Genomic DNA, 26,050 nt, shown 5'->3' on the forward strand with positions numbered 1-26,050 from the left:
CGACAAGAACAAACCCTGACTAACTTACGTTGTCAGAATTCATTGTCAAAGAAATCCATCGACACCAACCAAAAGACTGATGCCGACGGGGCATATCAAACTAATTCGTCGACTATGACACACTGTTGAGTTCTCAAGGATCAAGCACACCCAGATCCCACAACCGAAGCTGCTTCGTTCCAGGGCAACCCGACGAACCCTAGTCCGCCAGCCGGAGACCGTCAAACCGACCGGACCCACTTGTCTGCCACCACAACACCAACACCCTCAGATCCAGGCCTTCTGGCCCGGGAGGCTGTCCCTCGCGGCGACAAGAAGAACATTAACCCACCCCCCACCACCACACAAAACCGGGGGCCACCCCCACACAAAACCGCAGGTCAGAGACGGATCGGTGCCGGGTTGGGCCGTTCAGGCGAGCTGAGCCCGCAGCGAGGAGGACCGCTCGCGGACCTCCGTGAGCTGCTTGGCGACCTGGACCGGACCGGTGCCCCCGCGCCCCGTGCGCGCCTCGACCGAGCCTGCGACTGTGAGCACCTGACGTACAGCGGGAGTCAGGGCGGGCGAGATCGCGGCGAACTGCTCGTCGGTGAGCTCGTGCAGCTCGATGCCGTCGGCCTCCGCCACCCGGACGCAGGCGCCCGCCACCTCGTGCGCCACCCGGAAGGGGGTCCCCTCCCGCACCAGCCACTCGGCGATGTCAGTGGCGAGCGAGAACCCCTGGGGGGCCAGCTCGGCCATCCGCGCGGTGTTGAACTCCAGGGTGGCCACCATCCCGGTGAACGCGGGCAGCAGCACCTCAAGGGTGTCGACGGAGTCGAAGACGGGCTCCTTGTCCTCCTGGAGGTCCCGGTTGTAGGCGAGGGGCAGCGCCTTGAGCGTGGCCAGGAGGCCCGACAGGTTGCCGATCAGGCGCCCGGCCTTGCCCCTGGCGAGCTCAGCGATGTCGGGGTTCTTCTTCTGCGGCATGATGCTCGACCCGGTGGACCAGGAGTCGTGCAGCGTCACGAAGTCGAACTCGCGCGTCGACCAGAGAATGACCTCCTCGGCCAGGCGGCTGACGTCGACGCCGACCATCGCACACACGAAGCCGAACTCGGCCACGAAGTCCCGGCTGGCGGTGCCGTCGATGGAGTTCCCGCTCGACCCGGTGAAGCCGAGCTCCGTGGCGACGGCCTCGGGGTCGAGCCCCAACGTCTGGCCGGCGAGCGCGCCAGAGCCGTAGGGAGAGTCGGCCGCGACCCGGCGGTCCCAGTCGGCGAAGCGGTCGACGTCGCGCAGCAACGGCCACGCGTGGGCCAGCAGGTGGTGGGCCAGCAACACCGGCTGGGCGTGCTGCAGGTGGGTCCGTCCGGGCATGACTGCCTCACCGGCGGCCTCCGCCTGCACGGCGAGCGCGTCGACGAGGTCGAGCACCCGTTCGGCCACCGACCGGCCGTGGTCACGCAGGAACATCTTGAAGAGGGTGGCGACCTGGTCGTTGCGACTGCGGCCCGCGCGCAACCGTCCGCCGACCTCCGCGCCGACCTCCGCGATGAGCAACCGCTCGAGGGCACCGTGGACGTCCTCGTCCGAGAAGTCGGGGCGCAGCTCCCCACTGGCGTACCGCTCCCCCAGCACGTCGAGCCCACGCAGGAGCTCCGCGTGGTCGGCGTCGGTCAGCAGCCCTGAGCGGTGCAACGCGTTGGCATGGGCCCGGGAACCCGCCAGGTCGTAGGGCGTCAACCGCCAGTCGAAGTGGGTGGAGCGCGACAGCGCCTCCAGCTCCGGCGACGGGCCACCGGCGAACCGGCCGCCCCAGAGCTTGCCCTCGTTGGTGGTGGACCCGTTGCTGTTCCCTGCGCTGCTCACAGTGCTCCTCGTAGGTCTCGAACTGTCTCGGCTGACCGCGCTCAGTCGGCGCCGAACTCGAACGCCGCGTGGTCGTTGGCCGCGTCGACGTCGGCCTCGTCGGCCACGTCGGGGTTCGCGGTGATCACGTCGGCGCCGCCAGCGGGGAGCTCACCGAAGAGCGTGCCGTGCTCGACGAGCACCTGCCCCTGGTCGAGCGGCTGGTTGGCGTACTGCTCGAGCTTGGCGCGCGAGTCGGCGATGTCGAGGTTGCGCATGGTCAGCTGGCCGATGCGGTCGAGCGGGCCGAAGGCGGCGTTCTCGGTGCGCTCCATCGACAGCTTCTCCGGGTGGTAGGAGAAGGCAGGGCCGTCGGTGCGCAGGACGGTGTAGTCCTCGCCGCGGCGCAGACGGAGGGTCACCTCCCCGGTGACGAGGGAGGCGATCCAGCGCTGGATGGACTCGCGGATCATCAGCGCCTGCGGGTCCAGCCAGCGGCCCTCGTAGAGGAGACGACCGAGCTTGCGACCCTCGTTGTGGTACTGCGCGACCGTGTCCTCGTTGTGGATCGCGTTGACCAGGCGCTCGTAGGCGATCCAGAGCAGCGCCATGCCCGGCGCCTCGTAGATGCCGCGCGACTTCGCCTCGATGATCCGGTTCTCGATCTGGTCGCTCATGCCCAGGCCGTGCCGGCCGCCGATGACGTTGGCTTCGGTGACCAGCGCCACCGGGTCGGCGAACTCGCGTCCGTTGAGGGCCACCGGGCGCCCCGCCACGAACTGGACGGTGACGTCCTCGGTCTCGATCTGCACCGAGGGGTCCCAGAACTTCACGCCCATGATCGGTTCGACGGTCTCCAGGGAGACGTCGAGGTGCTCGAGGGTCTTCGCCTCGTGGGTCGCACCCCAGATGTTGGCGTCGGTCGAGTAGGCCTTCTCCACCGAGTCGCGGTAGGGCAGGTTGTGCTCCAGCAGGAACTGACTCATCTCCGAGCGGCCACCGAGCTCGGAGACGAAGTCGGCGTCGAGCCACGGCTTGTAGATCTGCAGGGCCGGGTTGGCCATGAGGCCGTAGCGGTAGAACCGCTCGATGTCGTTCCCCTTGTAGGTGGAGCCGTCGCCCCAGATGTTGACGCCGTCCTCCATCATCGCGCGCACCAGCTGGGTGCCGGTGACGGCACGGCCCAGCGGGGTGGTGTTGAAGTAGGCCCGCCCACCCGATCGGATGTGGAAAGCACCGCAGGCGAGCGCCGCGAGACCCTCCTCGACCAGCTGGGGCTTGATGTCGACGGCGCGGGCGATCTCGGCGCCGTAGAGCTTCGCCCGGTCCGGGACTCCGGAGATGTCCGGCTCGTCGGGCTGGCCGATGTCGGCGGTGTAGGTGCACGGGACGGCACCGTGGTGGCGCATCCACGCGACGGCGACCGAGGTGTCGAGGCCACCGGAGAAGGCGATGCCGACGCGCTCGCCGACGGGGAGGGAGGTGAGGACCTTGCTCACTGGGCGTCCTTTGCTGTGCTGCTGACGGAGGTGTGGGTGGGGTTGGGAGAAGTCTGCGCGACGGAGTCCGGTGGAGCACCGCCGCCGTGCTGGTTGGCCAGGGTGACGAAGCGCTCAGCGAGCGCGGCGCCCCCGGCCGGGTCTCGGGCGATGACGAGGACGGTGTCGTCACCGGCGATGGAACCGAGGACGTCGTGGAACTCGGCCCGGTCGAACGCGCTGGCCAGGAACTGGGCGGCGCCCGGGGGCGTACGCAGCACCACGAGGTTGGCGCTTGCCTCGGCGCTGACGAGGAGCTCTCCGCACAGGCGCGAGATGCGGTCCAGCGCGGCCGGGCTCTCGCGCGGAGCCACGGGTGAGCGGTCGCCGCCCTCGCCGGGGACGGCGTACACGAGGACGCCCTCGGGGGTGCGGACCTTGACGGCGTCGAGCTCGACCAGGTCGCGGCTCAGCGTGGCCTGGGTGACGTGGAAGCCCTCGGCGGCGAGCAGGGCGGCGAGCTCGGTCTGCGAGCGCACCTCGCGGTGGCTCACCAGGTCGGTGATGCGGGAGTGGCGAGCGCCCTTGGTGCTCGGGCTGATCGCGCTCATGGCCGCTGCTCCTGCAGCCAGGTCATGACGGCCTTCTGGACGTGGCGGCGGTTCTCGGCCTCGTCCCAGACCACGCTGGCAGGTCCGTCGAGCACCTCGCCGGTGATCTCCTTGCCGCGGTAGGCGGGCAGGCAGTGCAGCACGACGGCGTCCGGGCGGGCCCGGTCGAGCAGCCGCTGGTCGAGGCGGTAGGGCTCGAGGACCGCGAGGCGAGCCGCGGCCTCGTCCTCCTTGCCCATCGAGATCCACGTGTCGGTCACCACCACGTCGGCGTCGGCGACGGCCTCGGCCGGGTCGGTGACGAGCTCGACGGAACCCCCCGTGGTCGCCGCGACGGCCCGGGCCCGGGCCACGACCGCGTCGGTCGGCTGGTGTCCGTCGGGACCGGAGAGCACGACGTGCATGCCGGCGGTGGCCCCGGCCAGGGCCCACGAGTTGCCCATGTTGCAGGCGGCGTCACCCAGGAAGACCGCGCGCAACCCGGACAGCGCGCCCTTGTGCTCCCTGATGGTGAGCAGGTCAGCCAGCAGCTGGCAGGGGTGGAAGTCGTCGGTGAGCGCGTTGATCACGGGCACGCCGGCGTGCTCGGCCATCTCCTCGAGCGACGCCTGGGCGAAGGTGCGCCAGACGACCTGTCCGGCCTGGCGGCCCAGCACGCGCGCCACGTCGGACACGGACTCGCGCACGCCGATGCCGGCCAGCGCACCGTCGACGAGCATCGGGTGACCGCCCAGCTCCGCGATGCCGGCGGCGAAGGACGACTGGGTGCGCAGGGTCGGCTTGTCGAAGATCATCGCGACCGTGACGGGCCCCGCCAGCGGCTTGTGGTCGTACGGGGCGGCCTTGAGCGTGGCAGCCAGGTCGAGCACCGTGGCCTGCTCAGCGGGGCTGAGGTCGTCGTCGGCGAGAAGGTGACGCACCTCAGGCACCGGCCTCGTCGAGGATGGCGGGGAACGTCGCCAGGAACTTCTCCGCGTCCTCGTGGGTGAGGACCAGGGGCGGCACCAGACGCACCCGTCCCGGACGCGGCACGTTGAGGATGAAGCCGTGGCGATGGCCGGCCTCGACCACCCGGGAGGTGTCCACGGAGTCAGCGAGGCTGAGTCCCAGCATCAGGCCGGCGCCGCGCACCTCGACCACCCGGGGGTCGGCGAGCAGCCCGTCCCGGAGCAGCGCACCCAGCGCCACGGCGTGCGCCAGCAGACCGTCGCGCTCGATGACGTCGAGCACGGCCAGGGCTGCGGCCGTCGAGACCGGGTTGCCGCCGAAGGTGGTGCCGTGGTTGCCGGGCACCAGGAGCTCGGCCGCGGCCCCGGTGGCGATCGTCGCGCCGATCGGCAGCCCGCCGGCCAGGCCCTTGGCCAGGGTGACGACGTCAGGCACGACCGTGCCGTCCACGAGGCGCGGGTTCTGGTGCGCGAACCAGGTGCCGGTGCGACCGACCCCGGTCTGGATCTCGTCGAGCCACATCAGGGCACCGTGGCGCGAGGTGATCTCACGGACCGCAGCCAGGTAGCGGGCAGGTGGCTGGTTGACCCCGGCCTCGCCCTGGAGGGGCTCCACGACCACGGCCGCGGTCTCGTCGTCAACGGCGTCCGCCAGCGCCTCGACATCGCCGAAGGGCACCCAGGTCACGTCTCCGGGCAACGGCTCGAAGGGAGTGCGGTAGGCCTCGTTGGCGGTGAGCGCCAGAGCTCCCATCGTGCGTCCGTGGAAGCCCTCCAGGCAGGCGACGATCTTTGTACGCCCGGTGCGCCGGGTCAGCTTGAACGCCGCCTCGTTGGCCTCCGTGCCCGAGTTGGAGAAGAAGACCCGGCTCTGCGGACCGGCACCCAGCAGGTCGACCAGGCGCTGGGCGAGGACAACCTGGGGCTGGCTCGCGAACAGGTTCGAGACGTGCCCCAACGTCGCGAGCTGGTCGGTCACCGCCGCCACCAGCGCGGGGTGGGCGTGGCCGAGCGAGTTGACCGCGATGCCGGCCAGCATGTCGACGTACTCGTTGCCCTCGACGTCCCAGACGTGGGCTCCTCGTCCGCGCGTCAGCAGCAGCTTGGGCACGCCGTAGGTGTTCATCAGTCCGGCCCGGTAGTCCTCCGACCAGCCCGTGGGAGGCGTCTGGTTCATGCCGTGGCCTCCTCGTCGGTGTAGGGCTTGCGCAGCTTGGTCTCGACGCCGGGGAGCACCTGGGTGCCGACGCCCTCGTCGGTGAAGATCTCCAGCAGGACGGCGTGGACCTCCCGCCCGTCCACGACGGTGGCGCGCGGCACTCCCCCGCTGACGGCGTCGTAGCAGGCGCGCATCTTGGGCACCATGCCCGAGTCGAGGGTGGGCAGCATCTCCGCCAGGGACTCGGGGCTGATCTCCTGGATGACGTCGTCGGAGTTGCCGTAGTCGCGGTAGAGGCCCTCGACGTCGGTGAGCACGAGCAGCTTCTCAGCACCCAACGCGACCGCCAGCGCGGCCGCCGCGGTGTCGGCGTTGACGTTGTGCACCTGCCCGCTCACGTCGGGTGCCACGCTCGAGATGACCGGGATCCGGCCGGCCTCCACCAGGTCGAGCACGGCTTCGGGGCGCACCTTCGCCACCTCGCCCACGAGGCCGAGGTCGACCTCCTCGCCGTCCACGACCGTGTGGGTGGCGCGGGCCGTGAAGAGCCCGGCGTCCTCACCCGAGAGCCCCACGGCCAACGGGCCGTGGGAGTTGATGAGCCCGACGAGCTCACGCTGCACCTGGCCCACGAGGACCATCCGCACGACGTCCATGGCCTCCGGCGTCGTGACCCGCAGCCCTCCCCGGAACTCCGACTCGATGCCGAGCTTGGTGAGCATCCGGTTGATCTGCGGGCCACCGCCGTGGACCACGACCGGGCGGAAGCCGGCGAAGCGCAGGAAGGCGATGTCCTCGGCGAAGGCCACCTTCAGCGCGTCGTCGGTCATCGCGTTGCCGCCGTACTTCACCACGATGGTGCGGCCGTGGTAGCGCTTCAGCCAGGGCAGGGCGGCGGCCAGCGTCGCGGCCTTCTTGGGATCAGGTCGGGTCGTCATCTTCTCGCTCATGAGCTGTAGGCGCTGTTCTCGTGCACGTAGGCATGGGTCAGGTCGTTGGTCCAGACGGTGGCGCGGGCGTCGCCGGCCTTCAGGTCGACGGTGACCGTGACGTCTCGGGGGGTGAGGTCGACGGTGGCGGGGTCCTCGTGGGGCGTGGAGCGGCGGCAGACCCAGACACCGTTCATCGCCACGTCGAGGTCGGCGGGGTCGAAGGCGGCCTGTGTGGTGCCGACCGAGGCCAGCACCCGGCCCCAGTTGGGGTCGTTGCCGAAGATCGCGGCCTTGAAGAGGTTGCTGCGGGCGATCGACCGTCCGACCTCGACGGCCTCGTCCTCGGAGGCCGCGTTGACCACGGTGATGGCGATCTCGTGGTCGGCCCCCTCCGCGTCCTTGAGCAGCTGCATCGCCAGGTCGGTGCAGACCTGGGTGAGCGCCTCGGTGAAGTCGTCGAGCCCGGGGGTGATGCCGCTGGCGCCGCTGGCCATCACGGTCACCGTGTCGTTGGTCGACATGCAGCCGTCGGAGTCGAGCCGGTCGAAGGAGACCCGGGTGGCGGCCCGCAGCGCGGTGTCGAGGTCGGCGGCGGAGACCACGGCGTCGGTCGTGATGACCACGAGCATGGTGGCGAGCTGCGGGGCGAGCATGCCGGCGCCCTTGGCCATGCCCCCGACCTTCCAGCCAGGACCCTCGACCACGCACTGCTTGGAGACCGAGTCGGTGGTCATGATCGCCTCGGCGGCGTCACCACCGCCGTCGGCCGACAGCGCGGCGTGCGCCGACTCCACACCGGCGAGCAGGTCGTCGCGGGAGTTGACCAGGCCGATGAGGCCGGTGGAGCAGACGACCACGTCGATCGCACCGATGCCGACCTTCTCGGCCACTTTCTCGGCGACGGCGTGCGTGGTCTGGAATCCCTCGGCGCCGGTGTAGCAGTTGGCGCCGCCAGAGTTCAGCACGACGGCGCGCACGACGCCGTCCTTGACGACCTCCTGGCTCCAGAGCACCGGGTTGGCCTTGCAGCGGTTGGCGGTGAAGACGGTGGCCGAGTCGAAGCGGGGCCCGGTGTTGACGACCAGGGCGAGGTCCTTGGCGCCGGTGGACTTGAGTCCGGCGGCGACGCCGCTGGCCATGAAACCAGCAGGGGCAGTGATGCTCACGGTGAGCCTTTCGGAAAGAGCGCGGCGAGTGGTCGGCGGGGCGGGGTCACACGCGGGGCGGCGGCGCTGCGCTCAGGCAGGGACGGCCGGGGCCACGGTGTGCCCCTGTCCTCGCCAGGCCTCCGCTGCAGCCTCGGCCTGCGGCTTGCGCACCAGGACCCAGTCGGTGTCGAACGTGGAGAGCGTGAAGACGCTGATGCCGGCCTCGGCCAGCGGCGTCAGCAGGGCCACGAGGACGCCGACCTGGTCGAACTCCAGCGGCCCCTTCACGGCGAAGGCGGTGAAGGACCGCTCGTGCCTGGCCTTGGTGGGCACGTTGCGGGCCGCGCACACCAAGGAGGTCTCGGTCGCGGTCGCGGTCACCGAGAAGATCGAGGACGACTCCGCCCACTCGGGGATCGGCGCCCCCGGGCCCAGCCGCACCACGGCGACCTGCTCGGGGAACTGCTCGATGGTGAACGTCTGCTTCTCGGTCACGGTGCCATCCCCACGGTCGAGAGTCCGGTCGCCTCGGGGAGCCCCAGGGCGATGTTCATGCACTGCACGGCCGCGCCGGCGGTGCCCTTCGCCAGGTTGTCGACGACGCCGACCGCCACCAGGCGGCGAGCCTCGGGGTCGACGGTCACCTGGACGTGCACCGCGTTGCTGCCCAGCACCGACTGGGTCTGGGGCCAGAGGCCCTCGGGCAGGAGGTGGACGAACTGCTCGTCCTCGTACGCCGTGGCGTACGCCGCCCGGGCCTGCTCGGCGCTCACGTCGCCCGCCAACGGTGCCTGCACGGTGGCGATGATGCCGCGTGGCATCGGGACCAGCAAGGGGGTGAAGGAGACCGAGACCCGGGCACCCGCGACGCGGGTGAGGTTCTGGACGATCTCGGGCGTGTGCCGGTGGGTGCCGGCGACGCCGTAGGCGCTGGCGTTGCCCATGACCTCGGAGCCGAGCAGGTGGGGCTTGGCGGCCTTTCCCGCGCCGCTGGTGCCACTGGCCGCCACCACGGTGACCTCGGGCTCCACCAGTCCCGCAGCGAGGGCCGGGGCGATCGTGATGCTCGAGACGGTGGGGTAGCAGCCGGGCACGGCGATCCGGGTGGCCCCGGCGAGCTCCTCGCGCTGTCCGGGCAGCTCGGGCAGGCCGTAGGGCCATGAACCGGCGTGAGGTGACCCGTAGAACTTCTCCCACGCCGACGCGTCGGTCAGTCGAAAGTCGGCTCCGCAGTCGATGACGACGGTGCTCTCGGGCAGCGCCGTGGCGATCTCCGCAGACTGCCCGTGGGGCAGCCCCAGGAAGACCACGTCGTGGCCGGCGAGCGTCTCGGGCGTGGTCGCCTCGAGGACCCGGTCCGCGAGCGGCACCAGGTGGGGCTGGAGACGCCCGAAGGACTCACCCGCGTTGGACCCACCCGTCAGGGCACCGATCTCCACGCCAGGGTGCCCGAGCAGCAGTCGCAACACCTCACCGCCGGCGTAACCCGAGGCTCCTGCCACGGCAACCTTGATCTTGTCGTCACTCACCTGCATAACAATACATACAAACGTATGCCTTGTCATCCACGGGTGGGGTCGAGTGGGGACACCGTCAGCGCAGACGCATCATGAGGCGACGCGAGGCCGGCCCCGACCACTGCTGGTGCATCGCCCGGACCCGGACAACATAGCGACCCGGTCGGAGCCGCACCGTGGCGCCGGGGCGGCGGACGTGGTCGCGCACCACGCGCCACCGCTGCGCGTCTCGCCGCAGCTCGACCCGGTAGTGAGTGGCTCGGCGCACCTTGCTCCACCGCAGGACGAGTCGGGCCTCGTCCACCGAGCCCATGAGTCGCGACACACGGGCCAGCCTGGGGCCCCGAGTGCGGGCGACGCGCGCCGTGGGCGCGGTGACTCCTTGCGGAGTGAGGCCCCGCACCCTGACCCGGTAGGGGGCGCCTGCGACCAGACCGTCGATCACGGCGGCCCCGGAGGTCACGATGCGTTGGCGCCACGGGGAGCGCCCTCCCCGCTTCCGCCACTCCACGCGATAGCTGACGGCTCCCTCGACCTCCCTCCAGCGGACCCGGAGACGGCGGTCACCGGGCATCACCCGGAGGCGGCGCACGGCCGGGGGTCTCGGCTCGCTCGTGGGCGGCTCGGTGGGAGTCGCTGTGGGCGTCGCGGTGGGAGTCGCTGTGGGCGTCGCGGTCGGAGTCGGCGTCGCGGTCGGAGTCACGGTCGCGGTCGGAGTCACGGTGGGAGTCGGAGTCGGGGTCTCCGTCGGAGTCGGCGTCTCAGTCGGCGTCTCGGTCGGCGTTTCCGTCGGCGTCTCAGTCGGCGTCTCGGTCGGCGTTTCCGTCGGCGTCTCCGTCGGCGCCTCGGTCGCGTCCCCGAGGCGCACCTGGACCGGAGCCGAGAACTGGTCGTCGGCAGAACGCACCGCATACTTCCGGGCCACGACCCTGAAGGAGTAGTCGTGCCCCTCCACGAGCGAGGACAACACGTGGCGACGCCCCCGGACGTCGGCAGCGATCTCGACGTACGCTCCCCCGTCGACGGACATCCACACGTCGTGCCCGGTGGCTCCGGGAGGTCCTGTCCACGTCAGGACTTGCGACCCGGTCCCCTCGTCGAGCGACACGGTCAGGGCCGAACCGCTGCGCAGTCCCTCGACCGGCGCCGGCAACTCTGGTGCGGCACCGTGACCGACACCCACGTGGGCCAGCGCCTCGGCAACCACCGCAGCGATCTTGATCTGACCCGAGGTGTCAGGGTGTGCACCGTCCCAGGTGTCCCGTTCGGGCCCCTCCCCCGTCGCCCGGAGGTCGACCGGAGGGGTGACCACCACCACCGGCGACGTCGGGGTGCTCCAACCCGGCGCCTCGGAGACCATCAGCGCGGCGTAGGCGGCCACGGGGAACTGGTCCCAGTGGTCAGCATCCACCATGGGCGCGGCCAGCACCACGCGCACGTCGGGGTTCACCGCCCTCGCCTCGTCCACCTGCGTCCTGACGCGTTGGAGCAGCTCGACGGGCGCGACCCGCAGCCACGTCAGGTCGTTGAAGCCCGTGGCGTGCACGACGACGTCGGCGTCATGGTCGGCCACCACCCTGCGCACGACACCGGGCGTCATCGAGACGGACTCACCCCAGAGGGCCTGGTGGTCACGGTCGAAGTGAGGGTCGGCGTAGGCCTGCGAGCCACGCGGACTCGTGCTGTCGTCCCAGTCGTCGTCGACCGGGTCGTACACCCCGTCGCGGGCGCCGACGAAGTCGACCTCTGTCCCCGCAGACGCCAGGTGCTGGGCCAGGAAGTAGCGCCACGTCCAGTCACCGCTGGATCCATGGGTGATCGAGTCACCCACCAGGGCGATCCTGACGGGCTCGACCGGCCCCGCGTCCGGCGCGGCCCCGACCGGAGCGACGGTGCCACCGACCAGGACGGCCCCGAGCAGGCCGACCAGCAGCCTGCTCGCCCCGGAACGCATGGGGTCATTCGTACCTCATGCGCACCCCAACCGACCGGAGAACAGCACAACAAGTGCCGTGGTCAGCGTCGGACGCGCCTGACCCGCGTCCGGGACCACGGTCCCGCGTTGCGGGCTCCTTCGGCCCGGACGCGCACCCTGACCACACTGTCGGCCGGAACCCTGCGCAGCACGGCGCGAGGCCGGTCCACCACCTTCGAGGTCACGACCCTGCCTCGCTGCGAACGGGTGACGGCCCTGAACCTGTACTGGCAGGCACCGTCGACGCTCTCCCACCGCAGCCGCACCTGCCGAGCACCTGCTCGCAGCCTAGGCCGCGGCCTCTCCGTGACCTTGGGGCCGACCCGCACACGTACGACGGGAGAGGCCACGTCGTGCCCGGCGACGGTCCACCCCTTGCGAGCCAGCACCCGGAAGTCGTAGGCCTGACAGGGCTCGATCCCGGTCACGACGTAGCTCGCCGCCGGGTGGGCGCGGGCGCGCCGCTGCCAAGGGGCGGGGTGCTCCCGCATCCAGACGTCGAAGCTCGTCGCCCCTGGCGGCACGCTCCACCTCAAGGTGCCTTCCTGCTCGCCGCTGTGCTGCTCGAGCACAGGCACCACCCGTGGCCCCTCGGCGGGGAACACCAACGGACGGGGGTACGGCAGACCCACTCCCAGGCCGGCCAGGGCGTCCGTCACCGCGGCGGCGATGCGCACCTGTCCCCGAGTGTTGGGGTGGACCTGGTCGTAGGTGTCGGCGGGCAGGTCGTCGTCACGGCCCATCGTGTAGCCCTCGGCTGCCCGGGCGACCGTGACGCGCTCCTCAGGCGTGTCCAGGTGCGTGGCGAGCGACCCCAGCAGCGCGTTGTACTCCATGGCGGGCGCGTGGGTGGTCCAGGGCACTTCCACCAGGACGACGTCGAGGCCCGGCACGTCGGTGCGGCTCGCCTCGACCCAGGCCCTCGTCGCAGCGAGCACGTCTGCCGGTGGCACCCGCATCCATCCGAGGTCGTTGGTGCCGAGCGCGAGGACAACCACGTCGGGACGGTAGGTCGTCATCAGCGCTTCCCGGTCGTGCATCGGGAGGTAGGAGATGCGGTCTCCCCAGGCCGCTGCGTGGTCCTGGTCGAAGTGCGGGTCGGCGTACTGCGGCGTCCACGGAGACCCCTCGCCCACGTAGGGGTCCTGACGGGGGCCGACGAAGTCGACCCGGGCACCGCTGGCCTGCAGGTGCCGCCAGGCGAAGTAGCGCCAGGAGTAGTCGCCCACCGACGCGTGGGTGATGGAGTCGCCCACGACGAGCACCGTTGCCTCCTCGGCTGCGCGCCCTTGCGCGTCCCCGGCGGCCGGCACGGACGCCGGGACGGTTGCCGCGGCGCCGACCGGGCCCATCGCCGTGGCGCACAGGGCTGCGGTCGCTCTCCACCCCGTCCTGCCTCGCCTGCTCCTGCTCCATCCCCTGCGGCCATGTCTTCTGCTGCTCTGCCGCGTACTGCTCCCCCGACTCTCCATGCTGGTCATCGAAGCAGAGCGACGACTGCGACGGAACACCGTCGGCCCACGTCCCGTGTAGTGGGACGTGGGCCGAGGCGAGGCGGAAGGTTGCGGCTCTCAGCGCTGGATCGCGCCCACCTGCTCGACGGCGTGGGCCACCGCGGCCTCACGGAACGCAGCGGTCTCCTTCTCGGTCAGCGTCCGGTCGGGGGCCCGGAACCGCAGCGCGTAGGCCAGCGACTTGCGGCCCTCGCCCACCTGCTCCCCCGTGTAGACGTCGAAGAGCCTGATCGACTCGAGGAGGTCGCCCGCCCCCTGGCGCAGCGCGGCCTCGACGTCCGCAGCCGGCACGTCGGCTGCGACGGAGAGCGCCACGTCCTCCTTGGCCATCGGCTGGGTGGCGAAGACCGGAGCCTTCCGCAGGTGCACGGCGCGCTCGATGAACACGTCAAGGTCGACCTCGGCCGCCACGGAGCCACGGGGCAGGCCCAGCGTGGCGCACACCTTCGGGTGCAGCTCACCGGCGTGACCGACGACCTGACCCGCGACACTGAGCTCGGCGCAGCGACCCGGGTGCCAGGGTGCGACCTCGACGCCCCTCGCGTCGACACCCAGGCCGACCGACTCGGCCACGGCTCGCACGGCGTCGACCGCGTCGGCCCACGTGACGGCACGGCCCTCGCCCCACCAGCCGGAACCGTCGGCCTCTCCCACGGCCACGAGGGCCAGGTGGAGCGGCTGGTGCGGGACGGCCGCCTCCAGTGCGGCGAACTCCTCGGCGCTCGGAGCCCGGTCGACCGGCAGGATCGGCGCGACGCCGCCGGTGGGCACGGTGACGGTCGTGGTCTCGAAGACCCCGAACGAGGAGGCGCCGATCCCGACATTGCGGGCGGCGCAGCGCAGCAGCCCGGGCAACAGCGTCGTGGTCATGAACGGGGCCTCGTTGTTGAGGGGGTTGGCCAGGCGCAGGGCCCGGCGGCGTTCGTCGTCGGTGGCGATGCCGAGGGCGTCGAAGTCGGCCTCACCGACGAACGGGAAGGTGACGACCTCGGTGTAGCCCTCCGCCGCCACGGCCCGGCTGAGCCGACGGCGCAGCTGCTGGGCCCGGGTGAGCCCACGTCCGGCGGGCGGGACCGGCAGCACCGACGGCACCTTGTCGTAGCCGACGAGGCGGATGACCTCCTCGGTGGTGTCCTGCGGGTCGGTCATGTCCGGGCGCCACGGCGGGGGCACCACGGTCAACGTGCCCGTGCCGGACACCTCGCACCCGACGGCACGCAGCGCCTCGACGGCGGTGGCCTCGGAGATGTCCATGCCCGAGACCCGCGCGGCCTTGTCGCCGGCGACGGTGATCTGCGGCATGCCGGGAGGCGTGCCCACGACGGTGACGCCGGGGTCGGCGGTGGCGCCGCCGTGCTCCACGAGCAGCTCCACCACGCGGTCGGCGGCTGCCTCGCAGATGGTGGGGTCGACGCCACGCTCGTTGCGCTTGCCGGCCTCGGAGGTGATCTTGTGGCGCTTGCCCGTGCGGAACATCGCCACGGCATCCCAGTGGGCCGACTCGACCAGGATCGAGGTGGTGGTCTCCCCCATCTCGGTCGTCTCGCCGCCCATCACGCCGCCCAGGCCGATGATCCCCGAGTCGTCGGTGACGACCAGGTCCTCGGGGTGCAGCTCGCGACGGGTCCCGTCCAGGGTGGTGAGGCTCTCCCCCGCCACCGCGCGACGGACGACGATCGGGCCCTGCAGCTTGTCGGCGTCGTAGCCGTGGATCGGACGCCCGGTCTCGAGCATCACGTAGTTGGTGACGTCGACCGCGAGCGAGATCGAACGCATGCCCGCACTGGTGAGCCGGTCGGCGATGTAGGCCGGGGTCGGCGCCGTCGGGTCGAAGCCGGTGACCTTGCGCGCGACGAAGACCGGGCAGCCGACGGCGTCCTCGAGGACGACCGGGTGACCGGCGTCGTTGGCCGCCGGGGTGTCGCGCAGGGCAGGGTCCCGGAAGTTCGAGGCGCCCTCGACCGAGACGAGGACGTCGCGGGCGATGCCACGCAGGCTGAGGCCGTAGGCGCGGTCGGGGTTGACCTCGAACTCGATGACCTCCTCGTCGAGCCCCAGCACCGGCCGGACGTCCTGTCCCGGCTCCCCCGCGTCGGCTCGCAGCACGATGATGCCGTCGTGGTCACTGCCGATCCCGAGCTCCTGGGAGGAGCAGATCATGCCCGCGGACACGTGGCCGTAGGTCTTGCGCGCGGCGATCGCGAAGTCGCCGGGCAGCACCGCACCGGGCAGGACGACCACGACCAGGTCGCCGGGCTCGAAGTTGTGCGCTCCGCAGACGATGCCCTGGGGCTCACCTGTGCCGTTGGCGTCGCCGACGTCGACGGTGCACCAGTTGATGACCTTGCCATTCTTCTGCGGCTCGGGCTCCTTGGTGAGGACGCGGCCGATGACCAGCGGTCCGCTGATGGCGGCGCCGGGGCTGACAATCGCCTCGAGCTTGAGCCCGGTCATGGTGAGCCGACGGGTGAGCTCGGCGGTGGTGACGCCCTCGGGGACGTCGACGTACTCCTTGATCCAGGAGACAGGTGCCTTCATCGTTCTACTCCTCAGATCTCAGTGCCGAAAGCGGACGCGAAGCGCACGTCGCCCTCGAAGAGCGGGCGCAGGTCCTCGAGCTCGTGGCGGAACATGAACGATCGGTCCACCCCCATGCCGAAGGCGAAGCCCGAGTAGACCTCGGGGTCGACGCCGCAGGCGACCAGGACGCGTGGGTTGACCACGCCGCAGCCACCCCACTCGATCCAGCCCTCGCCCTTGCAGGTGCGGCAGGAGTCGGAGTCCTCTCCCCGGCACACGAAGCAGAGCAGGTCGACCTCGGCGCTGGGCTCGGTGAAGGGGAAGTACGACGGCCGGAAGCGGGTGCCGATGCCCTCGCCGAAGAGCCGCGCCGCGAAGTGGTCGAGGGCGCCCTTGAGGTGGGCCATCGAGATGCCTTCGTCGATCACCAGACCCTCCACCTGGTGGAACATCGGGCTGTGGGTGGCGTCGTACTCGTCGGTGCGGAAGACGCGCCCGGGGCACGCGATGTAGATCGGCGGCCTGCGGGTGAGCATCGTGCGGGCCTGCACCGGGGAGGTCTGGGTGCGCAGCACCACGTGGTTCTCGGCCGGCTCGGTCCAGAACGTGTCCTGCATGGTGCGCGCGGGGTGGTCCGGCCCGAGGTTGAGGGCGTCGAAGTTGAGCCACTCGGCCTCCACCAGCGGGCCCTCGGCGATCTCCCAGCCCATCGCGACGAAGATGTCGGCGATGAGCTCGGACTGCATGGTGAGGGGGTGGCGCGAGCCACGGCGCCGGCGGGTCGTCGGCAGCGTGACGTCGACGGTCTCGGTGACGAGCATCCGCTCCTCGTGCTCGGCCTCGAGCACGGTCTGGCGCGCGGCGATCGCCTTGTTGACCGCGCCACGGGCCTGGCCGATCCGCTGACCGGCCTCCTTGCGCGCCTGGGGCGGCAGCGCACCGATCTCACGGTTGGCCAGGGCGAGGGGCGAGCGGTCGCCGGCGTGGTCGAGCCGCGCCTGCTTGAGCTCGTCGAGGTCGCCGGCCGCGGCGACGGCCGCGAGCGCGGCGTCACGGGCGGCCTCGACCTCCTCGGCCTTGAGCGGGGTCACTTCGACGGGGTCGTAGTCGTTGTTGGGGCCGGACATGGCTCCCTTTCCAGCAGCGTACGAGGACGCCGCAGATTCTAGGTCTGACGAGGACGGGGGTGCTCCCCGGACCCGGCGGCGGAGTCGGCGTACGCCTGGAGTGCGGCGCGCTCAGATCCCCCGGCCCGCCACGGGCCCGGGGCTGCTAAATCGCCGGAGGTGCTCCACGACGCCCATCCTACGCCTCGTCAGCCGAGCTCCGCGACGCACTGGTCCGCCTCGACCGCCACCTCACCGAGCTCCTCCAGCGCCGTCCGGGCCGCGCTGCGGTCCCAGCTCCAGGAGAGCCACCCCTCGGCCAGCGGGTCCTCCGGCCCGCCGTAGGGGCCCCACGAGGCCACGCAGGCCGCCTGCTCTGGAGTGAGCCGGTCGACGACCGTCGGCAGCGCACCGCCCCCCAGGCTGCCCAGGTAGGCCACGTCGAGACGTCCGGTGGCCTCGAAGCGGTCGATGTTGCGGTCGGCCACCCAGCCGCCGGTGTTGAACCACGACAGTCCCACCACCACCGCTGCGCCCGACACGAGTGCCACCCTCGGCACCCAGGCCGTACGCCCGGCGGCACCCAGCACGACGACGGCCAGGACGACAAGGCCCAACCAGCCCTCGACCAGGTAGGCCATCACGCGCGGCACCGTGTAGCCGTACGCGTCCTGGTAGACGCCCAGCCGTCCCAGTGCCGTCGCCACGACTCCGAGCACGAGCACGCAGAGCAGTCCCGTCGAGGCCCGCAGCCACCGCCGGTCGCCCACGGAGGAGCCCGCGCGCCGACCGGCCGACCAGACCACGACGAGGGCCAGGGCGGTCGCCAGCACCAGCTGGAAGAAGCCGCGACGGGCGTACTCGCTGTACGTGAGCCCCACCGTCCGCCGGACGTAGGCGTCGCCCCCGACCACCGTGGTCACCTGGACGGCGAGGAAGACCATGAAGACGGCGGCCACCGTGAGGACCGGCACCACCCACTCCCACCGGTTGCGCGCGACGATCCCGTGACCGGGCCGCGGGTCGACCTCCGGAGGGTTGCGGGCCAAGTAGGCAGCTGCGAGGGTCATGCCGCCCACGGCGAGGGCCACGAAGGCGCGCGACACGAACTCGTCGATCCGGACATCGGGCACCACCCGGCCGACCCACTGCGTCAGCACCGGGTCCGCCGAGACCAGCAGGAAGCCGAAGACGAGCAGGCCGACGACGGTGGCCACCGCCGTCCGGGCCACCGCGACTCCCCGCGCCCCCGTCGATCCCTGGAGGGTGCGACCGAGCCACGGCAGCCCTCGCAGCGCCGACGCCGGCCAGGCGGCACCGGCGAGGAGGATCCCCCGCAAGGTGCGGGCGTCGGTCACTCCTGCAAGGAACGTGGCGGCCGCGCTGAGCACGGCGACCGTCACCACCGCCGGGTGGGAGTGCACCACCATGCCCAGGACCGATGCCGTGGCCAGGGCGGCGCAGAGCAGGGTGAAGCGGGCGGTACGTCGGTGCGACGCGGTCCACGCCACCGCACCGGCGGCCACCAGGACCAGGGCCCAGCCCAGGCCGGGAAGGTGGTCGACGAGTGTGACGGCGCCCAGCAGGCCGACCGACGCAGCGGCCAGCACGAGTCGAGGCGCCCGCCCGGGCCGTCGTTCGGCCCAGCGGCCCGCGGTGAGCACCGTGAACGTGTCCGCAGAGTCAGGGTCGACGTCGGCGACGGCGACGGCCACCGCCCCGGACTCCTCCTCCTCCTGCACACGCACCGGCGACACCCCCGCGTCCGCCGGTGACGTGGCACGCTGCGCCTGCACGGGCACCTCGACGGGCACCTCCAGCCGGAGCCGGGCTCCACCGCGCTCCTCCTCGGGGTCGAGGAACCCCAACCACCCGCCATGAAGTCGCGCGACCCATCGCGAGACGGCCAGGCCGAGCCCTGTCCCCCCACCGTCGGGGTCGGTCCCGAATCGCTCGAAGACGCGTTCCCGGTCCTCGCGCGCCACCCCTCGCCCGGCGTCGAGCACCTCCAACCACCAGACCTCGGACGTACGCCCGGCCACCACCTCGACCTCGGCGTCGGATGGCGAGTGGCGGGCAGCGTTGTCGAGCACGTTGACCAGGAGCTGGCGCATCCGCGCGGGATCCACCGCGACGACGAGGTCGTCAGGCACCGCAGCCCGGACCTTCACGTGGCGACCGGCCTGTTCCACCTCGGCCACGCACTCGTCGACGAGCGGGCCCAACGTCACCGGCGACGGGTCCAGGGAGACCACGCCTGCCTCCAGGCGCGAGAGGGCGAGCAGGTCGCCGAGCAGGTCACCGAGGCGTTCTGCGGAGGCCAACGTCGAGGCCAGCCGCTCGGGGGTGGGCTCCACGACCCCGTCCGCGAGGTTCTCCAGCTGGGCACTCAGCGCCGCCACGGGCGTACGCAGCTCGTGGGAGACCGTGGCGATGAGGTCCCTGCGCTCGACGTCGACGCGTCCGAGGTCGGCCGCCATGGCGTTGAAGGAACGCGCCAGCCGGCCCACCTCGTCGGCGTTGGTGGTCACCACCCGGGCCCCGTAGTCACCCCGGGCCATGGCCTGGGCCGCGCGGGTCATCTCCTGCAGTGGCGCCACCATGCCGGCGGCGAGCAGCTGGGTGACCGCCAACGCCAGGAGCAGGGTGACCGGCAGGCTCAGCCACGCCGGCACGCCGGCGGCACTGCCGACGAGGGCGACGACCGCGGCGACCAGGACGGTGGCCACCACCAGCAGGCCCAGCTTGACCTTGATGGAGTCCACCCGCGACAGGAGCGTGCTCACGACTCCGTCTCCAGCGCGTAACCGACGCCGTGCACCGTGCGGATCCGCTCCGCGCCGATCTTGGCGCGCAGCGCCTTGATGTGGCTGTCGACGGTGCGGGTGCCGGCCGCGTCGACCCACTCCCAGACCTCGGCCAGCAGCCGCTCCCGGCTCTGCACCCTTCCGGGTTGTCGCGCCAGCACCGCCAGCAGGTCGAACTCGGTGCGGGTGAGGTGGACCTCGGTGCCGGCCGTGCGCACCCGCCGCTGCGCGAGGTCGACCTCCAGGTCGACCCACACCAACCGGTCGGAGCTGTTCGCGTCCGCCGGACCCAGCTGCGAGGCGCGCTCGACCCGGCGCAGCAGCGCGGCCACCCGAGCGACCACCTCGCGGATCCGGAACGGCTTGGTGAGGTAGTCGTCGGCCCCGATCCCCAGGCCCACCAGCACGTCGGACTCCTCGTCACGGGCGGTGAGCATCAGCACCGGCACCGGCCGGTCTGCCTGGATGCGACGACAGACCTCGTGACCGTCGAAGCCGGGCAGCATCACGTCGAGCACCACCACGTCCGGGCGGGCCTCGGCCGCGGCCGCCACCGCCGACGGCCCGTCGAAGGCCTGCTCGACGTCATAGCCCTCGGCGCGGAAACGGTCGGCCAGGGCGTCACTGATGGCGCGTTCGTCCTCCACCACCAGCACGGTGCGTCTCTCCATGGCGACGACCCTAGGCCCGAGGGCGTGCAGGAAGGCGTCACCCTGCGTGAAGATCCTGTGCAGACTCGGGCGGAGATCTCAGCGCACCTGGTCGCGGCGGTCCACCGAGGGCCACCGCACGGTGACCGAGGCTCCCCCACCCGGTCGGTCCCCGATCTCCAGCTCACCGCCGTGGGCGCGGGTGAGGCCCGAGGCGATGTACATGCCCAGGCCACTGCCGGCGGTGCTTCCGCCCTGGGTCCAGAACTTGGTGAGCACCCGCCGACGGAGGTCCTCGGGGATCCCCTCTCCCTCGTCGCTGACGGTCACGGAGACGCCTGGGTGGTCGGCGCCGGCCGGCAGCGCGGCCACCGAGACCACCACGCGGCCGTCACCGTGGCGCACCGCGTTCTCGACGAGGTTGGTGACCACCTGGGTGAACTTGTCCGGGTCGGCGAAGACCTCGAGGTCCGGCTCGCCGACCTCCAGCTCCACCGGGCGGGACGTGGCTGCACCCACCGAGTCGACCACGCGTCGGAGCAGCACCTCCACCCCCACCTCGCGGGGATAGATGCTCAGCCGACCGGTGTCGAGGCGGGCGACGTCGAGCAGCTCGGCGATCAGGCGGGTGAGCCGGGCCGCGTCGGCGTTGACGGTCGTCAGCATCAGCTTCTTCTGCTCGTCGCTCAGCACGTCCCAGCGGTTCAGCATCGCCTGGACGAATCCCTTGACCCCCGTGAGCGGCGACCGGAGCTCGTGGGCCACGGTCGCCACCAGGTCGGAACGTTCCCGGTCCAGGCGCGCCCGGCCCCGTCCGCTGCGCAAGGTGAGCGCCACGCGCTCGACGGGTGCGCCCGGGCCGCTGCGCTGCAGGCGCGCCGCGACGAGCACCTCGTGACCGTCGGGCAGGAGCCACGACTGCTCGGGGATGCCGGACCGGATGCCCAGCCCGCCGTAGGGCTCGTGGGTCTCCCACCAGGTGGTGCCGTGCTGGTCGACCAGCGCGAGCACGTCGCGCAGGTGGTGGCCGGCCCGGGCGTGGGGTCCCAGCATGGACCGGGCCATGGCGTTGACGACCGTGACGACGCCACTGCCGTCCGCCACCACGACCCCGTCGGGCAGGGCGTCACACCAGTCGGGAGTCATCTGGACAATCTAGCCAGACGGAGACCAACCGGCCGGGGAGGTCAGCGGTGGGCCCGTGCGCTCGCGTACAGGCAGACCGCGGCGGCGGTGGCCAGGTTGAGGCTCTCGGCCCGGCCGTGGATCGGGATGGCGACCCGCTCGTCGGCGAGGCCGGCAAGCTCGTCGGGCAGCCCCCAGGCCTCGTTGCCCAGGAGCCAGGCGGTGGGCGGCGTCAGGTCGACCTCGAAGAGGTCGCGCTCTCCACCGCCGTCGGCAGCGAGGACGCGCAGACCCGCCGACCTCAGCTCGGAGACGACCTCGCCGGGATCGGTGGCGATGACCACGGGCAGGTGGAAGAGGCTCCCGACCGTGGCGCGGACGGTCTTGGGGTTGTAGGGGTCGACGCTGTGGCCGGCCAGCACGACGGCCGCGGCGCCGGCGGCGTCGGACGTACGGATGACCGTGCCGGCGTTCCCGGGGTCACGGACGTCGGCGCACACCGTGAGGAGCCGCGGGGAACGGGCCAGGACGTCGGAGAGGGGCACGTCGAGGAAACGGCAGACCGCCACGACGCCGGCCGGGGTGACCGAGTCGGAGAGCGACTCCATGGCGCGGTCCTCGACCAGCCAGACCTGGGGCGCGTCGGCCAGGAGCTGTGCGTGCTCGTCGGCGGCCCTCACGGTGGCGAAGACCTCGACGACGCAGTCGGGCACCGAGAGGGCACCCTCGACGGCCTTCGGGCCGTCGGCAAGGAAAAGCCGCCGCTCGGTTCGCACCGAGCGGCGGCTGAGCTTCCGTGCCTCCTTGACGCGGCTGTTCGCGTGCGACAGAGGAGTGTTCACGTGAGGGGTCAGGAGGCCTTGGGGGCGTTGACGTCCTCGGGCAGCGCGGCCTTGGCGGTCTCGACGAGCGCGGCGAAGGCCGGGGCGTCGTTGACGGCCAGCTCGGCCAGGATCTTGCGGTCGACCTCGACGCCGGCCAGGTTGAGGCCCTGGATGAAGCGGTTGTAGGTCATGCCGTTGGCGCGGGCGGCAGCGTTGATGCGCTGGATCCACAGCTTGCGGAAGTTGCCCTTGTTCTTGCGGCGGTCGTTGTAATTGTAGACCAGGGAGTGGGTGACCTGCTCCTTGGCCTTGCGGTAGAGGCGCGAACGCTGACCGCGGTAGCCCGAGGCGCGCTCGAGGACGACCCGGCGCTTCTTCTGGGCGTTGACTGCCCGCTTGACGCGTGCCATTTCTTACTCCTTGTTGCTTGGGCCGGCAGACCGCCTCACTGGCAGCCGCCGCTAGTTCGGGGGTGGGGCTTCGACGCCAGGCTCAGCGGCCGAGCAGCTTCTTGGCGCGGGGCACGTCGGCGGCGGCGACCTCGACGGTGCCGGTCAGGCGACGGGTGACCTTGGAAGCCTTCTTCTCGAGGTTGTGGCGCTTGCCGGCCTTCTCGCGAAGGATCTTGCCCGAGCCGGTCACGCGGAAGCGCTTGCCGGCACCGGAGTGGCTCTTGTTCTTCGGCATCTGGATGCCCTCTCTCTTCGTGGTGCGTCAACCGAACAGCTGGACTGTCCGGCTCAGTTCAGTGACCGGTGGGTCAGACGTCGATGTCGGGGTCGAGGTTCTCGGAGCGCTTGCGCTCCTTCTTCTGGGCCACGAGCTGACCCTCCTTGGGCGCGCGACCCGCGCGCTCCTCGACGGCAGCGGCCTCACGCTCGGCGACCCTGGCGTCCTTCTCGGCCTGGACGTCGACCTTGGCGTCGGCCTTCTTCTTGTGCGGGCCGATCACCATGGTCATGTTGCGACCGTCCTGCTTGGGCGACGACTCGACGAAGCCGAGCTCCTGCACGTCCTCGGCCAGCTTCTGCAGCAGGCGGAAACCGAGCTCGGGGCGGTGCTGCTCACGGCCCCGGAACATGATCGTGATCTTGACCTTGTCGCCAGCCTTGAGGAAGCGGACCACGTGGCCCTTCTTCGTCTCGTAGTCGTGCTGGTCGATCTTGGGACGAAGCTTCATCTCCTTGATGATCACGTTCGTCTGGTTCCGTCGGGCGTCACGGGCCTTCTGGGCGTTCTCGTACTTGAACTTCCCGTAGTCCATGAGCTTGCAGACGGGCGGGCGGCCCTGGGGCGCGATCTCGACGAGGTCGAGGTCTGCCTCCTGGGCAAGCTTCAGTGCCTGGTCGGTCGGGACGATGCCGACCGTCTCGCCGTTGGGACCGACGAGACGGACCTCGGGAACCCGGATCCGCTCGTTGATGCGCAACTCAGTACTGATGTGTCCTCCAGTGGTCTGTGGACGGGGCACATCCTCCGCAAATGAACGATGGCTCCCGCATGTCGAAGCGGAAGCCAGTCATCACGCCACCCGGGGCGTTGCGTGGAGCCGACGCCCGCAGGCGGGCAGCTCCGACCGGACCCGACGACCTGGACGGCCGGAGGGTGGGAGACGTGGTGCGTGCCTCCGCTTGTGATCAACCCGGGGCCGGGCCGATCGGTCAACTCGTGAAGGATAGCCGATCGGCTCGAGCAACCCCAACTCGACGGTCAGGGCGCGTCGCGGATCCAGCCCGTGCGGTCTCCCACCCGGGCGAAGCTCCACCCGGCGGCGAACGCCTCCAGGTCGCGCTCCTCCAGCACGAAGGTCACGGGTCCGGCGATGTCGACCACCAGGGCGGCGGCGCTCTCCTGCACGGCGCTCTGCGCGGCCACCGGGGCGGGCACCGGCACAGGGCGGGCCTCGGGGTTCCACCGGTGGAGCGTCTCGGTGGACGTGAAGGCCAGCAGCGCCTGACGGCCGTCGGCCCCGGTGACGAGCACGGTGGCCATGTCACTGGACTTGTCGTGCGCCAACCCCTGCTCGTCGACCTCCACCTCGCCCAGCACGGCGACCACCGGCACGAGCAGTCGGGCCGGCGCCAGCGCGCCCACCACGGCGCCGAAGGCCTGGCGGTCACCGGCGTACGCCTGCAGCGCGGCCTCGAGCTCGGGCGCGACGCGGCCGTCGTCGTCGGGGAACGACGACTGGAGGATCTCGGCGCCGGCGAAGCGGTGGGGGTCGACCATGGTGCGGTCAGCCTATCGGGTCGATGTGGGACGCTTGACCAATGGACGACGTGACCTGGGGTGCACTGGCACTCGCACTCACCGTGCTGGGGGGCGCGTGCACGTGGTGGGCGTTCCGCCGCCGCGGAGTCCCAGCGGGGCTGCGGGCGCTGGCACTCACCCTCCTCGCCCCGGCTGCCTGGTTGACCGGCACGCTGGGCATGTTCACCCAGATCGCCCGCGCCGTCAGCGGCTGGGCGACGGGCCTCGTGCTCTCCCCCGCCGTCTGGACCGGGATCGCGGCTGCCGGCACGTCCGTGTTGCTGTGGGTGGTCGCCAGCGGGATCGACCGCCGCGACAAGACCGTCGGGCGTGCCCGCGGGACGCGCTCCGTCGCCGCCGCCTCCGCCCCACCCGCAGGGAAGACACAAGGCGACGACGAGTTCGACGAGATCGAAGAGCTCCTGCGACGCAAGGGCATCCAGTGACCCCAGACCTCCAGGTCGAGCGGAACCGGCTCTGGGCCCGCCTCGACCGCGCCGTGAGCGCCCTCACCGACCGACCCACTCCGATCGCCGTCGTCGACCTCGACGCCTTCGACGCCAACGCCGACGACCTGGCACGCCGGGCCTCCGGCACGCCGATCCGCGTCGCGTCGAAGTCGCTGCGGGTGCCCGCGCTGATCGAACGCGCCCTGGCCCATCCCGGGTTCGCCGGAGTCCTCGCCTTCACCCTGCGTGAGGCCCTGTGGCTGCACGCCGAGGGGGTGAGCGACGACCTGCTGGTCGCCTACCCCAGTGTCGACCGGGCCGCGCTGGCCCGACTCACCCGAGACCCGGCCGCGGCCGCCTGCATCACCGTCATGGTCGACGACGTGGCCCACCTGGACCTCCTCGACGCTAGTCGCACCGGCGACGCCGAGGTGCGCGTGGCCCTCGACGTCGACGCGGCCCTGCGCCTGGCAGGGGCCCACGTCGGCCCGCGACGCTCCCCCCTCCACGACGTCGACGACGTCGTGGCTCTGGCGCGGACCGTGGCCGCCCGGCGGGGGGTGCGCCTGGTGGGCGTGATGTCGTATGAGGGACAGGTCGCCGGGCTCCCCGACTCCCTGCCCACACAGCGTGCCCGCTCGGCGGTCGTACGCCGCATCAAGAGTGCGTCGGTCCGCCAGCTGGCGCGGCGCCGCAGCGCGATCGCCGAGGCACTGGCCCCGGTCGCCGACCTGGAGTTCTGGAACGCCGGCGGCTCCGGCTCGCTGGAGACCTCGGCTGCCGACGGGGCGGTGACCGAGCTCGCTGCCGGTTCGGGCCTCCTGGTGCCCGGCCTCTTCGACCACTACCGCGCCTTCTCCCCGCGGCCCGCCGCCTTCTTCGGCCTGCCCGTGACCCGACGTCCGAGCGAGGGCGTCGTCACCGTGCACGGTGGCGGACTGGTTGCCTCCGGACCTCCCGGTGCCGACCGCGCACCCCTGCCGTGGGCCCCGGCGGGGCTGACGCTGACCGCCACCGAGGGCGCCGGCGAGGTGCAGACCCCCCTCACGGGACACCCGGCATCGTCGCTGGCGATCGGCGACCTGGTGTGGTTCCGCCACGCGAAGTCCGGAGAGCTCTTCGAGCACGTGCGCACCACCCACCTGCTCTCCGGCGACTCGCTGGTGGGCGAGGTGCCGAGCTACCGGGGTGCGGGTCAGGCCTTCTGA

25 protein-coding genes are annotated in these 26,050 nt (G+C 71.5%); 4 read left to right on the top strand and 21 right to left on the bottom strand.

Translation table 11 applies throughout. The features are described from left to right. Window positions 1-411: 411 nt before the first annotated feature. From argH to IEQ44_RS00055, 11 genes are all read right to left on the bottom strand, one after another. The gene (argH, locus tag IEQ44_RS00005) at window positions 412-1,851 is read right to left on the bottom strand and encodes an argininosuccinate lyase (protein WP_193636381.1); all 1,440 of its coding nucleotides are present in this window, start codon (window positions 1,849-1,851) and stop codon (window positions 412-414) included. Window positions 1,852-1,892: 41 nt separating this feature from the next. After that, entirely contained in the window at window positions 1,893-3,329 is a 1,437-nt protein-coding gene (argG, locus tag IEQ44_RS00010; protein ID WP_193636382.1) for an argininosuccinate synthase, read from the bottom strand. Further along, window positions 3,326-3,919: an arginine repressor gene (locus IEQ44_RS00015; RefSeq protein ID WP_193636383.1), complete on the bottom strand. Its 594-nt coding sequence runs from the start codon at window positions 3,917-3,919 to the stop codon at window positions 3,326-3,328. The genes argG and IEQ44_RS00015 overlap by 4 nt, the downstream gene beginning before the upstream one ends. Continuing rightward, the gene (argF, locus tag IEQ44_RS00020; RefSeq protein ID WP_193636702.1) at window positions 3,916-4,839 is read right to left on the bottom strand and encodes an ornithine carbamoyltransferase; all 924 of its coding nucleotides are present in this window, start codon (window positions 4,837-4,839) and stop codon (window positions 3,916-3,918) included. Before argF ends, IEQ44_RS00015 begins: the two co-directional genes overlap by 4 nt. A 1-nt stretch (window position 4,840) precedes the next feature. Further along, window positions 4,841-6,043, bottom strand: a complete 1,203-nt coding sequence (locus tag IEQ44_RS00025; RefSeq protein WP_193636384.1) for an acetylornithine transaminase — start codon at window positions 6,041-6,043, stop codon at window positions 4,841-4,843. Then, window positions 6,040-6,975 (bottom strand): acetylglutamate kinase, encoded by a 936-nt coding sequence (gene argB, locus IEQ44_RS00030; RefSeq protein WP_193636385.1) that lies wholly within the window; start codon window positions 6,973-6,975, stop codon window positions 6,040-6,042. The genes IEQ44_RS00025 and argB overlap by 4 nt, the downstream gene beginning before the upstream one ends. Next, window positions 6,972-8,123, bottom strand: a complete 1,152-nt coding sequence (argJ, locus tag IEQ44_RS00035; RefSeq protein ID WP_193636386.1) for a bifunctional glutamate N-acetyltransferase/amino-acid acetyltransferase ArgJ — start codon at window positions 8,121-8,123, stop codon at window positions 6,972-6,974. Before argJ ends, argB begins: the two co-directional genes overlap by 4 nt. 72 nt (window positions 8,124-8,195) lie before the next feature. After that, window positions 8,196-8,600: an ACT domain-containing protein gene (locus IEQ44_RS00040; protein ID WP_319804384.1), complete on the bottom strand. Its 405-nt coding sequence runs from the start codon at window positions 8,598-8,600 to the stop codon at window positions 8,196-8,198. After that, the gene (gene argC, locus IEQ44_RS00045; RefSeq protein WP_193636387.1) at window positions 8,597-9,640 is read right to left on the bottom strand and encodes an N-acetyl-gamma-glutamyl-phosphate reductase; all 1,044 of its coding nucleotides are present in this window, start codon (window positions 9,638-9,640) and stop codon (window positions 8,597-8,599) included. Before argC ends, IEQ44_RS00040 begins: the two co-directional genes overlap by 4 nt. A gap of 58 nt (window positions 9,641-9,698) precedes the next feature. Continuing rightward, complete coding sequence (locus IEQ44_RS00050; RefSeq protein WP_193636388.1) at window positions 9,699-11,576, bottom strand: fibronectin type III domain-containing protein; 1,878 nt, start codon at window positions 11,574-11,576, stop codon at window positions 9,699-9,701. 62 nt (window positions 11,577-11,638) lie between these two features. Further along, window positions 11,639-12,862 carry a GDSL-type esterase/lipase family protein gene (locus tag IEQ44_RS00055; protein ID WP_193636389.1) on the bottom strand — a complete coding sequence of 408 codons (1,224 nt, stop codon included), beginning with the start codon at window positions 12,860-12,862 and terminating at the stop codon, window positions 11,639-11,641. Here IEQ44_RS00055 and IEQ44_RS00060 point away from each other — a divergent pair. Further along, entirely contained in the window at window positions 12,840-13,130 is a 291-nt protein-coding gene (locus IEQ44_RS00060) for a hypothetical protein (protein WP_193636390.1), read from the top strand. The genes IEQ44_RS00055 and IEQ44_RS00060 overlap by 23 nt on opposite strands. Window positions 13,131-13,168: 38 nt before the next feature. Here IEQ44_RS00060 and pheT read toward each other — a convergent pair whose 3' ends face one another. The 9 genes from pheT to infC all read right to left on the bottom strand — a co-directional run bounded on the left by pheT (window position 13,169) and on the right by infC (window position 23,572). Beyond that, window positions 13,169-15,649 (bottom strand): phenylalanine--tRNA ligase subunit beta, encoded by a 2,481-nt coding sequence (gene pheT, locus IEQ44_RS00065; RefSeq protein WP_193636391.1) that lies wholly within the window; start codon window positions 15,647-15,649, stop codon window positions 13,169-13,171. Between the two features lie 11 nt (window positions 15,650-15,660). Next, complete coding sequence (gene pheS / locus IEQ44_RS00070) at window positions 15,661-16,758, bottom strand: phenylalanine--tRNA ligase subunit alpha (protein ID WP_193636392.1); 1,098 nt, start codon at window positions 16,756-16,758, stop codon at window positions 15,661-15,663. Between the two features lie 188 nt (window positions 16,759-16,946). Continuing rightward, on the bottom strand, window positions 16,947-19,523 hold the full coding sequence (locus tag IEQ44_RS00075) for a DUF4153 domain-containing protein (protein ID WP_193636393.1): 2,577 nt from the start codon (window positions 19,521-19,523) through the stop codon (window positions 16,947-16,949). Then, complete coding sequence (locus IEQ44_RS00080; RefSeq protein WP_193636394.1) at window positions 19,520-20,215, bottom strand: response regulator transcription factor; 696 nt, start codon at window positions 20,213-20,215, stop codon at window positions 19,520-19,522. Before IEQ44_RS00080 ends, IEQ44_RS00075 begins: the two co-directional genes overlap by 4 nt. 78 nt (window positions 20,216-20,293) lie before the next feature. Next, the gene (locus tag IEQ44_RS00085; RefSeq protein WP_193636395.1) at window positions 20,294-21,340 is read right to left on the bottom strand and encodes a sensor histidine kinase; all 1,047 of its coding nucleotides are present in this window, start codon (window positions 21,338-21,340) and stop codon (window positions 20,294-20,296) included. Between the two features lie 41 nt (window positions 21,341-21,381). Next, window positions 21,382-22,161, bottom strand: coding sequence for a TrmH family RNA methyltransferase (locus IEQ44_RS00090; protein ID WP_193636396.1), 780 nt, complete (start codon window positions 22,159-22,161; stop codon window positions 21,382-21,384). Window positions 22,162-22,169: 8 nt separating this feature from the next. Beyond that, window positions 22,170-22,553: a 50S ribosomal protein L20 gene (gene rplT / locus IEQ44_RS00095; protein ID WP_193636397.1), complete on the bottom strand. Its 384-nt coding sequence runs from the start codon at window positions 22,551-22,553 to the stop codon at window positions 22,170-22,172. Window positions 22,554-22,635: 82 nt separating this feature from the next. Next, a complete protein-coding gene (rpmI, locus tag IEQ44_RS00100; RefSeq protein WP_193636398.1) occupies window positions 22,636-22,830 on the bottom strand; it encodes a 50S ribosomal protein L35 in 195 nt (64 codons plus the stop codon). A 73-nt stretch (window positions 22,831-22,903) separates the two neighbouring features. Beyond that, window positions 22,904-23,572, bottom strand: a complete 669-nt coding sequence (gene infC / locus IEQ44_RS00105; RefSeq protein WP_193636399.1) for a translation initiation factor IF-3 — start codon at window positions 23,570-23,572, stop codon at window positions 22,904-22,906. Between the two features lie 114 nt (window positions 23,573-23,686). Here infC and IEQ44_RS17570 point away from each other — a divergent pair, with 114 nt between their 5' ends. Then, a complete protein-coding gene (locus tag IEQ44_RS17570; protein WP_264674415.1) occupies window positions 23,687-23,815 on the top strand; it encodes a hypothetical protein in 129 nt (42 codons plus the stop codon). Between the two features lie 38 nt (window positions 23,816-23,853). Here the strand turns inward: IEQ44_RS17570 and IEQ44_RS00110 are convergent, their stop codons facing one another. Then, the gene (locus IEQ44_RS00110; RefSeq protein WP_193636400.1) at window positions 23,854-24,372 is read right to left on the bottom strand and encodes an SseB family protein; all 519 of its coding nucleotides are present in this window, start codon (window positions 24,370-24,372) and stop codon (window positions 23,854-23,856) included. A gap of 41 nt (window positions 24,373-24,413) precedes the next feature. Between IEQ44_RS00110 and IEQ44_RS00115 the strand changes: the two genes are divergently transcribed. Both IEQ44_RS00115 and IEQ44_RS00120 read left to right on the top strand, forming a co-directional pair. Then, window positions 24,414-24,839, top strand: coding sequence for a cellulose synthase (locus IEQ44_RS00115; protein ID WP_193636401.1), 426 nt, complete (start codon window positions 24,414-24,416; stop codon window positions 24,837-24,839). Beyond that, window positions 24,836-26,050 carry an amino acid deaminase/aldolase gene (locus IEQ44_RS00120; RefSeq protein ID WP_319804385.1) on the top strand — a complete coding sequence of 405 codons (1,215 nt, stop codon included), beginning with the start codon at window positions 24,836-24,838 and terminating at the stop codon, window positions 26,048-26,050. The genes IEQ44_RS00115 and IEQ44_RS00120 overlap by 4 nt, the downstream gene beginning before the upstream one ends.

The organism is Nocardioides malaquae (assembly GCF_015070385.1).
In the GTDB taxonomy this organism is placed as follows: Bacteria; Actinomycetota; Actinomycetes; order Propionibacteriales; family Nocardioidaceae; genus Nocardioides; species Nocardioides malaquae.